Consider the following 14361-nt stretch of genomic DNA (forward strand, 5'->3'; position numbering starts at 1 on the left):
CGACCTGACGATGCGCAAGAGGGACAACCGTGGACAACCGTGAGCCGGGCGCATCGCCTGCCGATCCCATGGCCCTGATCGGCGGGGTGGGGTCTGCAGGGGTCGTCGGTCTCGCGGCAGTGGTCACGGTCCTCGTGTGCGCGCAGGATCTCGCGCTGCAACCACTGTCCAGCACTGCAGGTGGGCTGGCCGTGGTCGCGGTGTTCATGGGTGTCGGAGGGGCTACGTACGGATGGTGTCTGCGTACCCGCACGGCTCCGCCCGACGTGACCGTCCGGGGCGCCGTGCCCAGCCTCGCGACGGCCGCCCCCACGGTGCTGATGATCGGCTATGCCCTCGCGGGGCGCCTGCTCCCCGCCGGGACGCGGAACGAGTGGTTCCTCGGAGGCGACCACGTTCGCCACGTCGTCCTGGCGGCCGAGCTCCAGGCCGATGGGGGGCTGGACTACACGACCGAGGTGTACCCGCGCGCTTGGCATGCCCTCCTCTCCGCTACCTGGACCGCGGCCGGCCTCGATCCGCGGCGGTCGCTCGTCGAGGTCATCGACCTCACCGCCCTGCTGGTCTGGCTCCTGGCGGCCGGCATGGCCCTGACGACGTCGGCGCTCGCGGCGACGCTGGCGCACCGTGTCGGGACGACTCCCCATGGAGCGGGCGTCGCCGCCTTCGTTGCGGGCTGCATCGTTCTCTGGCCGCCGTTCCTCGCGAACTACCAGGCTCTGGGTCTCCAGGGATCCGTCGTGGGTGCCTGCGTCCTCGCGGCCGTGCTCCGTCACCAGCTGGTCGACACGGGCGGGCTGCGGGCGTTCGTGGTCGCCGTGTCGGGCTGTGTCGTCCTGGCGCACACCTGGCAGCTGTTGCTGCCGGTCACCGGGCTGGCGGCTGCGTGGTCCGGGTTATCGGTGCTGCGCCGGTCGCGTGGAAGGGCCCGGGCGCTGGTGGGTGTCCTCGGGGCTGGGTCGGTCGCAGCGTCGTGGCCCGCGATGGCCGCGGTCGTGAACCGGGTCGGGGTGGGGCACGCCGCCGAGGCCGACATCCACGCACCCGTCCCGTGGCTCGTCCTGGGGCTGGGGCTGGTCGCCGCGATCGTCCTCGCCGTCCGGTCGAGGCTCCATGAGGTCCCCTGGTTCCTGGGTCTCCTCTGGGTACCCGCGGTGACCGGGGCGGTCCTCGCATGGCGAGTGGGAGTCTCGCCGGAGTCCTACTACCCGAGCAAGCTGCTGTGGCACACGGCGTTGCTGTCTCTGCCGTCGATCTCCGTGGTGGGTGTCGCGCTTGCTGTCCGGGTCGACCGGTCGGCCGCGGTTGGCTCGTCGCTGCTCAGGGTCTTGGGCGGGGCGGCCGCCGCACTCGTTCTGCTCTACGCGGTCGTCGGGCCGACGGCCGCCTACACCGGTGGCTGGTCGACCGTGGACGGTGCCACGGTCCTCCGGCTGCTCGGAGCGTCCGAGGCCGCCCGGGCGCAGGTCGTCCACTCCGACGGGCGGCTCGTCACCGACACCGTCACGCGCATCCTTCTGGATGCCGAACGACCGGAGCACGACGAGCGCACTCCCCAGGAGTCATTGAGCATCGAGGAGGAGTGTGCTCTTCTCGAGGAAGCGGACGATCCGACCGTTCTCACCGACCGTCCGGTGCCGGAGATCCGTGAGCGTTACTCGTGTGTCACCCCGATCGTGGTGGTGCGTCCTGGCTGAGAACGCAGGTCCCCCGAACGGCCAGAGCGCGTCGGCACGCCCCTCGCTTCGCTGGGTCAACCCCTACAGTGACGGCGATGGTCCGCAGCCCGGGGACCGGTTCGGATGAGGAGGGCAGCGCCATGGCCACAGGCGTGGTCGCCCGTGCTCCGGGTCGTTCGCCGACACGGGTCCGCCGCCTGCGGCTCAAGCAGTGGACGACGAGCTCGCCGCAGCAGACGGCCCCGGTCGACACGTCGAGGGACTCCGCGCTGGACGGTCTGCGCGGCTTCGCGGCGCTGGCGGTCTCTTCGTCGCACCTCGCCGTGTACTTCGGGCTGTTGCCGTTCCCGCCGTTGGGAGCCATCGGAGTACTCGTCTTCTTCGTGCTCTCCGGGTACCTCATCGCGACGATCTGCTGGCGCAGCGCCCCGACGGCCCGTTCGTACGCGCTGTTCCTCCGCCGTCGTGTCGTACGGCTCACCCCCGTCGTGCTCGCACTCGTGCTCGTCGGGGGCCCGGCGCTCGTATTGTGGGGCGGGCTCGACCCGGGCGAGGTCGTCCGGGACGGTGCTGCGACCCTGTTCCAGGTCACGGCCTTGACGGCGCTCGTCGTCGACGACCAGGTCGCGGCTTTCAACCCTACGTGGAGCCTCACCGTCGAGTGGGTCTTCTACCTCGTGTTCCCAGTTGTCCTCATCGGGCTGCGCCGTCGGGGTGACACGCCGCGGGAGGCGGCCCGGGTGCTCGCCGGTGCGGCAGCGGTTCTGTACGCCGTAGGGCTGTTCCTGCCGGTCAAGGCGTTCTACCTGCTTCCCGTCGCCAACCTCGGGGTGCTGTTCGCGGGTGCCGCGCTCGCGACGTGGCACCTGGCGCGGGAGCGTGACGAGCCCTCCGACACGGGGCGGACGGCGATGGCGATGGGAATGCTCGCGGTCTTCGTCGTCCTTCCCGGCTACACGCTCGGATGGGGGTGGAAGGCCGTCATCCTGCCGGCGGTCACGCTCGCGACGCTCGTGGTGGTCCACGGGTGTCGGACCGGCTCGCTGCCCACCCGTGGCCTCGCCGTGCGCCCCTTCGTAGTCGTCGGGGTACGAGCCTACAGTCTGTACCTGTGGCACCTCCCGGTCATGTGGATCGTGTGGGTGCAGCTCCCCGGGCTCGGAGGCTGGGAGAAGGCCGGGGTGAGCGTCCTCGTCCTCGCCGCCGTCGTCACCGCGAGCTTCGAGCTGCTCGAGCGTCCCGTGCTGCGTGGTCGGGTCCGCGACCGAGTGCCATTGGCCATGGCCGACGACCGCGCTGCTGCCGTGGGGAGCGGTCCTGTCCTCCCCTGAGCTCACCAGCACCTCTCGGGCGGCCTCGACGGTGGGCCGGGCGGTCGCGCCTGTGAACGCCCTGCTCACACCGGACCGTTTGCTCGTCTACCCGGTCGTCGTGATCGCGGTCTTCGGCGTCGTCTGGACGGCCTCCCTGCACAGCGGGGCAGTTCTCCTGCCAGACCTCCTGGCGCGGTGGTCCGGCGGACGGCTCCTCGTCGACGGTAGGGCGGAGGTCCTCTACGACCCCGGCGTCCAGTCGGCGCTCCAACGCGTGGTCGTCGACGCGCAGCGGCTGTCCTGGTTCGTCTCACCTCCGCCCGTCGCCGTCGTCTTCGCGCCACTAGGGGCACTTGCATACCCGATGGCCGGCCTCGTGTGGACGGTGGGGTCGGCAGCTCTGCTCGCGTGGACGGCCATCCGCGCGGCCCGGCTGCATCCGGCACTCGAGATGCTGGGGACGCGCCGGGGGATGCTCGTCGCAGCGTCCTGTCAACCGGTCCTCGAGCTCGTGGGTGCCGGGCAGGACACCGCGCTGGTCCTGGCGGCGCTCGTCGGGGGCGCGAGCCTGCTGGTCGAGGGCCGGGAGGTGCTCGCCGGTGTCGTGCTCGCGGTCGGGACGGTCAAGCCCCACCTCGTGCTGCTGGTCCCTGTGGTCCTTCTCCTCGGTCGTGCCTGGAAGGCTCTCGTCGCGCTCCTCGCCGTCACCACGGCCGCGGTCGTGGCCACGACCGCCTGGCTCGGTATCGGGGTCTGGTACGACTGGGTCGCGGCCCTCACGTCCCCGCTCTACCGCACCGAGGTGGGGGAGGGGCAGGCGTGGAAGAACGCCAGCCTGCGAGGCCTCCTCGACACTCTCGGACCCGGCGCTGCCGGGCCCTGGGTCTCCGGTGTGTGGATGGTGCTCGTCCTGGTGGTCCTCGTGCTGACGGCCGGGTGGCTCCGGGGACAAGGGGTGCCCCTCTGGGCGCACCTCGTCGTCACGGTCCCGCTCGTGACCGCGCTCGTCGCGCCGCACGTTCTCGTCTACGACCTGGTCCTGGTGCTCCCGGCCGCGACGCTCCTCGTCGCCCGCGGAGGACCGACCGCACGTGCAGGTGTCGCCGTCGGCTACGTCCTGCTGTTCCTCGCCCCCCTATGGCACCTCGTGGCACTGCGCCTTCCCGCGGTCTCGGTGATCGGGGCGCCGTGGGTGGTCCTCGTGGTCGTCGGGCTGTGGTTGTCCGCCGTCCGGCCCGCAGGCGTGCTCAGCCGTCTCTGACCCAGACGCGCAGGCCCTGCTGCTTCCACACGGTGGTCCAGGAAGGGTCGGCGGCCACGGCCTCCGCCAGTGGGGTGTCCGTCTCCAGGGCGACGCAGGTGGCCTCCTGCACCGGACCGACCGAGGCGTCCGAACCCCGGAACGTCCGAATCGCCGCCACGTTGCGTTCTCTGCCCCAGTAGTCAGCCCGCCCATCCGTCCAGATGGGGACATCCGGACGGAGCAGGAGGGTCGCCGACGCGACGGCAGGCTCGGCGAGGAGCCGACAGCCGGAGGGGAGGGCATCGACTGCCGAGGCCTCGGGCTGCGGTCTGCCGCCCCGCAGCGCCGAGAGGACGACGAGCGGGGAGAGCACGACGAGCACGAGCGTCGTGACGACCTGCCACGGGCGGCCGTTGCCCCAGCGCCGAACAGCGGAGTGACGGAAGAGTCCTGTGGGAGTGTCCTCGCCGGCACGGCGTGTCACCCGCCCAGCGAGCCAGGTGGCTCCGAGCGCAGCGATCGGAGGCAGAGCGAGGAGGGAGAGGCCGACGAACCGGATCGCCAGTACACCGCCGAGGGCGGTGGGGACCGCAAGGACGAGCAGAGCCGCCACCAGGCCGACACGTTGGTCGTCCGCACGGGCAGACCACCGCCTCAGCACCCAGTGGCTGGCGAGGGCCGATCCGATGACGGCGCACAGCACCGTGGGCCCCCAACGGGGCCACAGGCCGTGCGTGAAGGCCGGTAGCCACTCGACGACCACACCTTCGCAGGCAGCGCGCACCTGCTGTGAGATCCGCCAGGCATCGGTGCCGTACGGTCCGGCGAGGACCCCCAGCGCGAGCCCGACCCCGCTTCCGCCGAGGCTCGCCAGGGCGTGCCGGCCACGCACGTCGGGGGACGCGACGACGAGTGCGGCGACCGCGGCCCAGAGCGCAGGAGCGAAGAGCAGCCACGACAGGTGCAGCCACATCCCCGCACCGGCGACCACGACCCCGGCCAGCGACGTCACGGTGGCTACGAGGAGCGGCGGTGTCCGTGCGGCGAGAGGGCGGGCCCGGTCGGCGGCCAGGACCGCGGTGAGGAAGAGGGTCTGGGCAACGAGGGTCGCGCGCGGGGAGAGCATCGGCATCGCGATGAGGAGGGTCACGAGGACTCCGCCGAGGGTGGGCAGCGGACGGGCACCGAGCCTGGCCGCGAGGAGCAGGGTCACCGCCACGTACGCGACCATCGATGCGAGCGTGACGAGGAAGAACCCGGTGAACCCTCCACCCCGCCATGCCAGCCCCAGTGCGGTGTTCCACGCGGGGGAGGTCTGGACGAAGAGAGCGTCGACGGGGTCCCAGCTCCACGCATCGGGTCGCGCCAACGGAGCACCGTCGAGGTTCTCCAGACCTGCTCGCACCTGCCAGTAGGGATCACGCTCGTCCACGACGCCCGAACGGACCACGGCAAGCGCCCCGAGCCCGACAACCGGGAGAACCCAGGGGTGGAGTCGGCTCATGTCCTCCTCGCCTCTCGCGACGAGGCCTCGAGCATCAGCGGGCGAGCCTCGACGTGACGCTTGGCCCGGAGAGCGGGACGCTCGACAAGCCTCCACGAGAGCTCGGCGAGGACGAGCGCTGCCGCGACGCCGACGACAGCGGCGGCCCGTGCCGGCATCAGGTCGCGCAGGACGAGGATGGCTGCCGAGTTGTAGAGGTAGAGGGCGTAGCTGCGGGTCCCGAGGTAACGCAGCCAGGGGTGTGAGAGCACTCCTGCCCAGCGGGGCGGGGAGCCCGAGGTGGCAGCCAGGACGAGCTGGAGCGCGGCCACCGTGGCGAGGGGCACGCCCGCGACGTAGAACGCCGGTGACCAGTACGTACCCGGCCAGAGGGCCATGCCCAGCATGACGATGGCCATGAGGGCGCACACCGAGCCGCGGAGCAGCACCGCCCGGGTGCGGTCGAGGAGGTCCGGACGGGCTCGGAGGGTCACGGCGAGCAAGGACCCGGCGACGAGTGGGTCGCCCCAGGTCGTGGGCAGCACGTAGAAGTACCAGCCGGCCTGCACCGACAAGACCAGAGTCAGCAGACGGACGACCACGGCGCCGCCGAGGATCCAGGCGACGGCGCGGACAGTGCCGTCCGTGGTGTTCCGACGGAGCACCACGAGAACGGCGAGCGGCCACACGAGGTAGAACTGCTCCTCGACGGCCAGTGTCCACAGGTGTTCGGCCTCAGGGACGAGGTCCAGTCCCAGCCCCACCGTGAGGTTCGTCGTGTAGGTCAGGCTCTCCACGGCTGCCCGGAACACCTCTGCCGGGCTGATCCGCGTACCCGGGAGCAGTGACACCGCGAGGAGCGCCACCAGGAACCCGACGAGGGCGGGGACCAGCCGCAGTGCCCGCCGGGCGTAGAACCGGCGGAAGGAGAGCCCACCCGTCAGCTCGACCTCGGCAGCGAGGATGCCCGTGATGAGGAAGCCGGACAGGACGAAGAAGAGGAGCACACCGAGGACGCCCGCACTGACGACACCCAGTCCGTGGGCGACGAGCACGAGAAGGATCGCCACACCGCGGACGCCGTCGAGGGCGGCGACACGGGTCGTCACGGGACGACCCAACCGCTGGCCACCTGGTCCAGGTGCGCGACGACCCGGACGTCGGCACGGCTCGACACCTCGACCGACTCCACCCTGGCGGCCCGCAGGTGCTCTTCACCGACGGGTCGCTCCGGATCGCCCGACACCTCGATCGTGAGGCTGGTTCGGCCTGGGTCGACAGCACGGGTCACCGACACCGTTCCCGGCGCGTCATCGCTGATCGTTGTGGTCGCGAGGGTGGTGTCGCCGTCGCGGAGGACGACCTCGCGCGGCTCGTGGCCGACCCCGCGGACCCGCAGTGTGGCGGTCACCTCGACCGGCGTGTCACCCAGGTTGCCGAATGACAGGCCCGCGATGGGCCCGAGGTCCTGGCCCGGGCGACCCTCGATCCGGTCCGGCTCGTAGCCGTCGACGGTGACGACGACCGGCTCGAGGAGGAGGTTCCGGTCCGTGTCGGAGTCCGCCGCGCCCGGGAGCGCCCACGCGACGAACGTGCCGTCCGAGGTCCGGGCCACCGGCTCACCGAGCGTCTCCGTGAGCGCCGCCGAGGGGTCCTGGTCGTCGGTGAAGCCGGCGGTGTCGACCTCGACGGCGCAGAACCCTGCCGCGCGCAGCTCGGTGGCGAGACGGCGGACGTCGTCGGTCGGGGCCGCGAGCATCCAGTCGGCGGCGGCCGTCCCGCGCATTGCCCCGAAGGAGAACTTCAGGTCCGATCCCGCGAGGTAGGGCTTGAGCTGGTCGTAGCCCTGCATGTCGACCGGCCCGAGCGTCTCCGGATACGGGAGCACGGGCAGCTGGAAGACGCCGCACCCGCCGCCGGTCGCCTCGTGGAGGTCCGAGGTGTAAGCGCGAAGCCCGTCCATCTCGGTCGCGATCGCCGAGTGGTCCGGCGCCTCCGAGGGGTTGGTCTGGTCGAGGCTGCCGACGACCGTGAGGAGGCCGGCGACCGAGAGGGCCACTACCGTGCCGCGGCGGCGCTGGAGACGGGTCAGCCACGACCCGACCGCCAGCAGCGCGAGCACGAGGATGTAGAGCTGGAGGCGGGACCAGGTGCGGACCTGGCCGGTGGCGAAGAACGCGACGAACGAGCCAAGGCCTCCGACGGTGTAGAAGAGGAACGCGACGAGCATGAGACCGGACCAGCGCGCGTGCTGTTGGTCGGGCCGGCGACCGGAGAGCAGCGCGAGCAGCCCGACCACGGCGAGCCCGGCCATCCCCGCGGCACCGACGACACCGAGCGCCGAGACCTCGACCGTCGCGCGGGTCGTGCCGTTGTAGACGAAGGAGAGGAACTCCAGCGTCCCGACTCGGTGACCCGGCCACGGCAGGACGAGATCCATCAGCTTGCCGGAGAACAGCTCCGACTCGGCCGGAGCGCGCTGGGCCGGGACCCGCCCCGTGACGAGGTCGCCCGCCGTCGCGAGGCGCGACGCGGCCAGCGGGAGGGCGATGCACACACCGAGCGCGACGGTCACGGCCAGGCCGCGGAGGAGGTCCACAGGGGATCCGGTGACTCGCCGGCCGAGTGCCGCGACGACGAGCAGGATCATCGTGAAGCCGACGTAGTAGACGCCTGAGAAACCGACCACGAGCACCGCGGCCACCGTGACGAGGGAGCGTTTCCCCACCCAGCGGCGAGGTCCGGGTGGCGAGAGCAGCGGACGGCCCCGGGACACCTCCAGGACGAGCCACATGGCCACTGGCACGACCCAGTACTGGGCGAGGTGCAGATGCCCGTAGCGACCCGCGTGCCCGGGAGCGTTCGCGAGCAGCACACCCGCGACCAGCCCGGCGGCCGGGCTGAGCCCTTGGCTGCGAGCCAGGAGGTACGTCGCGACGGCAGTGAGCGGAAAGGAGAGGACGAAGTAGACACCCGATGCCGCGAACGGACCGGACGTCACCAGCTCGAGGATCTTGACGACGGCGAGGTGGAGGACGTTGAGCTCGGGGAACCACGAGCCGTTCTGCCCGAAGGGGAAGCCGATGTCGGGGTTGGACCAGTACCACCCGTGGTCGTGGAGGTCCTTCATCTGCATCGCGATCTGGGTGTTGTCCCAGCCGAGGTCGATGGGGTTTGCAGGGTTCCAGGCCCAGAGCCGTAGTGACCATGCCCCGACGACGAAGGCGACGACAGCGGCCCCCATGGCCCAGGCCGTCTCACGCAGCGCGGCGGCCCGCGCCCGTCCCCGGGCGCGGACATCCGTCGAGTGCGTCCGGGAAGCCACGGTCATCGATTATGGTCGAGCGCCCCCGCGATCCCCGGACCTTGAGGAATCACACCATGTCGCAACCGGCATCCCTGGCCGTTCGGCCGAGGGTGCCCCTGTCGGCCCTGGTGGCCGGGGTGTGGCTCGTCGTCCTGGGCTGGCTCGTCGTCCTCGGGTCCGACCTCATGTGGGTGGTGGCACTCGGCGACGACATCCGTCGGGACGGGGCGGTCCCCGGAGGCATCCCGTTCGCCTCGGCCCCGCAGGCCGAGTGGCACAACCCGCTCGTCGTCGCCGAGGTCCTGCTCTCGGTGGTGCACTCCGCCGGTAGCTCCGCGCTCGCCACATTCCAGGTGCTCATCGTCGCCACGGTGCTCGGCCTCGTCCTCACGGAGGCGCGGCGCGTGGGCGCAGGTCAGGCTCGGACTGCCCTGGTCGTCTCGCTTCTCGTCGTCGGCGCGTCGGCGCCGCTCGTCATCACCCGCCTTCCATCCCTCTCGCTCGTGCCGTTCGCGCTGGCCGTCCTGCTCATGCGGCGGGCTCATGACCACCCCGGCGGCCGCGGGGTGTGGTGGTTGGTCCCGCTCTACCTCCTCTGGGGCAACCTGCACGGCGGGGTTCTCGTGGGGCTGGCGGTGCTCGGGGTCTTCCTCGTCGTCTCACCGGGAGGTGGCTCTCTCCTGGACCGGCTCGGTGTGGCAGTGGGCTGCGGGCTCTCGCTCGTCGCGACCTCGGCGGGTCTCTCGACCCCCGCCTACTACGTGTCGGCGCTGGGCAACGAGGCTGCGCAGCGGGGGAGTGACCTCTGGGCTCGTCCGAGCCTGTCCCACCCGCTCGACCTGGCCATGCTCCTCTCCGCCCTCGTGCTCCTCGTGCTCTTCGCCAGGTCGAGGCCCGCCGTGTGGGAGTGGCTGTCGGTCGCCGGTCTGGCGGTGGGGACCGCATCGGCCGCGCGACACGGTGTGTGGCTCGTCGCTTTCCTCGCCCTGGTGGCCCTGCGCAGCCGGGGCGAGCCCTGTGCTGCTCCGCGAGATCCGGTCCAGACGGGGGCTCTGGTCGCCGGTGTCGTTGCCGCGACCGTCGCCGTGGGACTCCGGGGTGAGGCTGCTGGCCCCCCCGGCGCCGAGGTCGTCCCCGCGGTCGAGGAGGCTTCCGCCGGCCGCCCCGTCCTTGCAGACGAGCCGCTCGCCGAGACGCTCGCCCAGGCGGGTGTGACCGTCTGGGCGGCCAATCCCATCGACGCGTTCCCGCCGGACGTCCAGGCCGGGTTCCTCGACTTCCTGCACGACGGCACCGTGCCGCCGGAGGCCGACATCCGCCTCGTCGTCGTGGCGGACTCCCTCGCCGACGACGTGGTGGCCGCTGGCCGGTGGCGCGTGCTCGACCGCACGGGCGGCTACGTCCTGCTCACGCTGCGCTGACCGCATGTGGCGCCATGGACGCGCTCATCCGGACGGGAGGACGTCCGCCACCGCCCACAGCACGTGGTCGGGGTCCTCCGCACGGCGCGACCAGCCCGTCTGTGTGTCCAGAGCGGTGTCGAGCGGGGAACCGGTCGCTGCCAGGACCGCCTCGACGCCATGTGCTGTTGCGTAGCCCTGCCAGCCCTCCTCGGCACGGCTGAAGGACTCGTAGGCGCGTGCCGCGTCCACCGAGTAGATCTCGGCCCGGAGGTCCCGCACCGGTCGCACCTGCGGATGGTCGTACAGCACCCAGCCGGACACGCCGACGTCGACCGCGACGACCGTTCCGGTCGGGAGCGCGCCGAGTGCGGCATCGACATCGGTACCGAGGGGTCCCGAGGAGTCCGCTCGCCAGACGACGCCCGGTGTGACCGCGACCGCGCTCACCGCGAGAAGGGCCGGCCAGACCCCCCAGCGGCGCGCTACGTGCTCGGCACCGTCGGCCGGGAACGCTCGTCCGAGGGCGGGAGCGAGCAGCAGGGCACCGAACGCCACGGTGCGCACCGAGTAAGCCGCGAGGCCGAAGCCCGCCGCGGCGAGCACGACGGCTGAGACCTCCACCGGGCGTCGACGAAGAGCCCGGAGGACGACGAGCGCTGCCAGGGCGACGACGAGCACGAACAACGGGTTGTCCAGGGTGGGCTGCTGCCACTCGTTGACGGTCTCGCGAGCCGAGGAGCCGACGGCGAACGGCTCCAGGAGCAGCCTCGGGCCCACGGGAGTCGCGGCCGGCGCCAGGGCGCTCACCGCGAGGAGGAGCACGAGCCGGCGCCACGGCGGACGCCCGACCGGCATCGACACAACCAGCGCGACGAGGGTCACGGCCCCGAAGGCCACCCCGAGGACCCACGACCCGTGAACCATCGACCACAGCCATGTGAGGGGGAGGACGGCGAGCCGCGGCCGGCCGTCCGCCAGGGTGCGGGACCAGAGCAACACGGCCACGGAGGCGAGGACCAGCCCCGCCAGCTGGGGCCGTTCGGCCCAGGCCGCGGCGGTCGCCGGCAGGACCCCGAGCGTCACCGCCGCGGCGGTCCGGTGGGACGCCGCGGTGCGCGCCGCGAGGTGGACGGCGACGGCGATGACGACGAGGGCGAGGACGCGAAGGAACCTCAGCCCCGTGACGCCGGCCGCTTCGACGACGACGCTTCCGAGGACCTGCGACAGCCACTGGGTGGGCACGTAGGCCCGGTCGGCGGACTCGACGAGCGGGTCGGGCAGGGTCCCGAACCAGCGCCCGTCGCGGAGCTCGCGTCCGATCCTCAGATGGAGCCAGAGGTCGTCGTCCACCTCGGTCCGCAGGCGGACGAGGAAAGCGACGACGAACGTGGTCAGCGCGAGAAGGACCCAGGTCTCGATGGCGCGGCGGCTGTCCGTGGGGGCAGGCCGCGGGCTGGCGTCGTCCACGAGTGGCTCCTGCGCGGGTCTTGGTCGGCGTGCCGTGAGGTACGAGCATTCCATGTGCGCCGGTGGCGCGATCTACGCCAGGGTCGGCCGAACGGGTGATGTCGGCCACCCGTTCGACGAGCGAGGTGCGCCCGCTTGACCCATGTGCCACGGCCGGGACCTGCGGCACCGTAGTCCCTGCTCGACAACGAGATCGCTCTCCCCGAGATCGACTTTCCCGAAAGGTTCAACTGACATGACCAAGGCCCTCGTCAAGCTTCAGCAGCTGCGTTCCGAGAAGGGTGCGACCGCCGTCGAGTACGGCCTCATGGTCGCCCTCATCGCGATCGTCATCATCGCCGCCGTCCTCCTCCTCGGCAGCAACCTCTCGACTCTCTTCAACACGGTCGCCAAGAGCGTCTGAGCTGAGAAGTCTCGGAGAGGGCGTCGGCCGACGTCGGGTTCCCCCGGCCGGCCGGCGCCCTCTCCGTGTCAGCACCAGGACATCCGTGCGAGAGCACGGCAGGCGAAAGGACCAGCATGACCTCCGCGCGACGCACGACCGCTCATCCGGCCGAGGCCGGGGCGACGGCGGTGGAATACGCCCTCATGATGCTGACGATCGCCATCGTCATCATCGCCGCGATCACCGTTCTCGGGACCAACGTCTCGGGCATCTTCGACGAAGCGGCAACCAGCTTGTGAGGCAGTAGCGCATTCCGATCCTCGGCAGGGAGATCGGTGCAATGTGTTGACTGTCTGTTGATGTTCTACCGGGCGCCGGCCAGGCACACTGCCGGCGACCCGAACCCCCAGTCCGAGGAGATCCGGATGGCTCACAGACGAGACGACCGCGGTGCCGCCGCCGTCGAGTTCGCGCTGGTGCTCCCTGTCCTCGTCCTGCTCATGGGTGGAATCGTCGACTACGGTCGGTACTTCTTCACCCAGGTGCAGCTGACGAACGCTGCAAGAGAAGGTGCCCGTGCGGGCACCGTCGGCTCCGACCCGGTCGTCCGGGCGACGACCGCCGGGGGATCCACCCCGGGGTGGCAGACGCCGACCTACACCGGCAACTGCGTGACCAGCTCGGCCGGCGACGTCACCGTGACGACGGGCGCGACGTTCCGCTTCTTCTTCGTCAACGTCCTGCCCGGGGTCCCGAGCTCGACGACCGTGACCTCCGTCGCGACGATGGGGTGCTCATGATGACCCGGCCTCCCAGGGCCCGAACCCAGCGCCGCGCGGAGCGCGGGGCGGCTGCCGCCCTCGTCGCCATCGTCTTCGGGACCGGGGTTCTCCTCGGCGTGTCGGCCCTCGCCCTCGACGTCGGCTCCATCTGGCACGAGCGCCGCCAGCTGCAGAACAGCGCGGACGCAGCGGCGCTCGCCCTGGCCAGCAAGTGCGCGAAGTCCCCGACCAGCTGCACCAGTGGCAGCTCGGTCGTGTCCACCTACGCCAACGCCAACGTGCGCGACGGAGCGACCAGCATCGACGGTGTGTGCGGGCGCTTCAGCGGCACGGGCTTCACCCCGGCCGGCGCCTGGACGGCGTGCGCATCGGCGACCGACGACTCCACGGCGCGGGCCCAGAAGCAGGGCAACCTCGGTGAGTGCCTGCCGCTGCCGGACTCGCTGCGCACCGGCGCGGGATCCACGACCCCGTACGTCGAGGTCAAGGTCGGGACCGGCTCGGGCACCACCCAGTCCCTTCTCCCGGGCATCTTCGCCAAGGCCGTGACCGGACGGGACAACCCGCACGTCACCGCGTGCGCCCGGGCGGCCTGGGGTCCGGCACAACCGACGACCCAGCACGTCCTCAACATCACGATGTCCGAGTGCGACTGGCGCGCGCAGACCGGCTACACCGGACCCGGGACGGCCGTGTACCCCGCCGGTCCGACGGGGTCGTGGCCCGGCTACACGACCGGCACCTGGCCGTCCAGCGAGCAGCGCATCTACACCAAGGGCAACCCGACGTCGTGTGACACCTCGGCTCCGGGTGGCACGGCGCCTGGCGGGTTCGCCGCCCTGGCCGGCGCCGTGTCCTGCAACTCCGACCTCACGGTCGGGCCCTCGGGATACATGTGGGCGCAGGGCGACCCGGGCAACGACCTGCCGTGCACGAGCACCGAGCTCAGTGCCCTGCGTGGCACCGTCGTGCACCTGCCCGTCTTCGACTGCCAGACCGACGCGCCGGTGACGGTAACCTCGACGACGGACTGCAACTCCGGCAACGGCAGCCACAACTACTACCGCATCTCCGGGTACGCGGCCTTCTACGTCGCCGGCTGGCGGCTCTCGAGCGACAACGTGAAGAGCATCCGGCCGCCGAACGCCAACGCGTGCACCGGAGGCGACCGCTGTCTCGTGGGCTGGTTCCTCAAGGACGTCGTGGCCACCGCCCCGAGCGCCCCGGCCACCGGGGGCGCTCCCAACTACGGCCTGACCGGCGCCTACCCCGCCGGCTGATCTCTCGACCCCCTACCCA

The 14361-nt window shown here is 71.6% G+C and carries 12 protein-coding genes; 8 read left to right on the top strand and 4 right to left on the bottom strand.

The features are described from left to right. The first annotated feature begins 68 nt into the window (after positions 1–68). The 3 genes from JQN72_RS17085 (at position 69) to JQN72_RS17095 (ending at position 4253) form a co-directional block, all read left to right on the top strand. Positions 69–1697, top strand: a complete 1629-nt coding sequence (locus JQN72_RS17085; protein WP_204136344.1) for a hypothetical protein — start codon at positions 69–71, stop codon at positions 1695–1697. A 122-nt stretch (positions 1698–1819) separates the two neighbouring features. Continuing rightward, a complete protein-coding gene (locus tag JQN72_RS17090; RefSeq protein ID WP_204136345.1) occupies positions 1820–3010 on the top strand; it encodes an acyltransferase in 1191 nt (396 codons plus the stop codon). A gap of 52 nt (positions 3011–3062) precedes the next feature. Next, positions 3063–4253: a glycosyltransferase family 87 protein gene (locus JQN72_RS17095; RefSeq protein ID WP_204136346.1), complete on the top strand. Its 1191-nt coding sequence runs from the start codon at positions 3063–3065 to the stop codon at positions 4251–4253. Here the strand turns inward: JQN72_RS17095 and JQN72_RS17100 are convergent. From JQN72_RS17100 to JQN72_RS17110, 3 genes are read right to left on the bottom strand one after another with little or no spacing between them, the layout of a single operon-like run. Beyond that, entirely contained in the window at positions 4240–5739 is a 1500-nt protein-coding gene (locus JQN72_RS17100) for a hypothetical protein (protein ID WP_204136347.1), read from the bottom strand. The two genes, JQN72_RS17095 and JQN72_RS17100, sit on opposite strands and share 14 nt — an antisense overlap. Then, the gene (locus JQN72_RS17105) at positions 5736–6827 is read right to left on the bottom strand and encodes an acyltransferase (RefSeq protein ID WP_204136348.1); all 1092 of its coding nucleotides are present in this window, start codon (positions 6825–6827) and stop codon (positions 5736–5738) included. Before JQN72_RS17105 ends, JQN72_RS17100 begins: the two co-directional genes overlap by 4 nt. After that, positions 6824–9043 carry a hypothetical protein gene (locus JQN72_RS17110; RefSeq protein ID WP_204136349.1) on the bottom strand — a complete coding sequence of 740 codons (2220 nt, stop codon included), beginning with the start codon at positions 9041–9043 and terminating at the stop codon, positions 6824–6826. The genes JQN72_RS17105 and JQN72_RS17110 overlap by 4 nt, the downstream gene beginning before the upstream one ends. A 56-nt stretch (positions 9044–9099) precedes the next feature. Here JQN72_RS17110 and JQN72_RS17115 point away from each other — a divergent pair, with 56 nt between their 5' ends. Continuing rightward, positions 9100–10446, top strand: a complete 1347-nt coding sequence (locus JQN72_RS17115) for a hypothetical protein (protein WP_204136350.1) — start codon at positions 9100–9102, stop codon at positions 10444–10446. A 24-nt stretch (positions 10447–10470) separates the two neighbouring features. Here JQN72_RS17115 and JQN72_RS17120 read toward each other — a convergent pair whose 3' ends face one another. Continuing rightward, entirely contained in the window at positions 10471–11895 is a 1425-nt protein-coding gene (locus JQN72_RS17120; RefSeq protein ID WP_204136351.1) for a hypothetical protein, read from the bottom strand. Between the two features lie 235 nt (positions 11896–12130). Between JQN72_RS17120 and JQN72_RS17125 the strand changes: the two genes are divergently transcribed. The 4 genes from JQN72_RS17125 to JQN72_RS17140 all read left to right on the top strand — a co-directional run bounded on the left by JQN72_RS17125 (position 12131) and on the right by JQN72_RS17140 (position 14342). Continuing rightward, the gene (locus tag JQN72_RS17125; protein WP_204136352.1) at positions 12131–12298 is read left to right on the top strand and encodes a Flp family type IVb pilin; all 168 of its coding nucleotides are present in this window, start codon (positions 12131–12133) and stop codon (positions 12296–12298) included. A gap of 116 nt (positions 12299–12414) precedes the next feature. Next, positions 12415–12579, top strand: coding sequence for a Flp family type IVb pilin (locus tag JQN72_RS17130; RefSeq protein ID WP_204136353.1), 165 nt, complete (start codon positions 12415–12417; stop codon positions 12577–12579). Between the two features lie 126 nt (positions 12580–12705). Continuing rightward, positions 12706–13080, top strand: coding sequence for a TadE/TadG family type IV pilus assembly protein (locus JQN72_RS17135; RefSeq protein WP_204136354.1), 375 nt, complete (start codon positions 12706–12708; stop codon positions 13078–13080). Continuing rightward, positions 13080–14342: a pilus assembly protein TadG-related protein gene (locus JQN72_RS17140; RefSeq protein WP_204136355.1), complete on the top strand. Its 1263-nt coding sequence runs from the start codon at positions 13080–13082 to the stop codon at positions 14340–14342. Before JQN72_RS17135 ends, JQN72_RS17140 begins: the two co-directional genes overlap by 1 nt. The last annotated feature ends 19 nt before the right edge of the window (positions 14343–14361 follow it).

Source organism: Phycicoccus sp. CSK15P-2 (genome assembly GCF_016888005.1).
In the GTDB taxonomy this organism is placed as follows: Bacteria; Actinomycetota; Actinomycetes; order Actinomycetales; family Dermatophilaceae; genus Phycicoccus.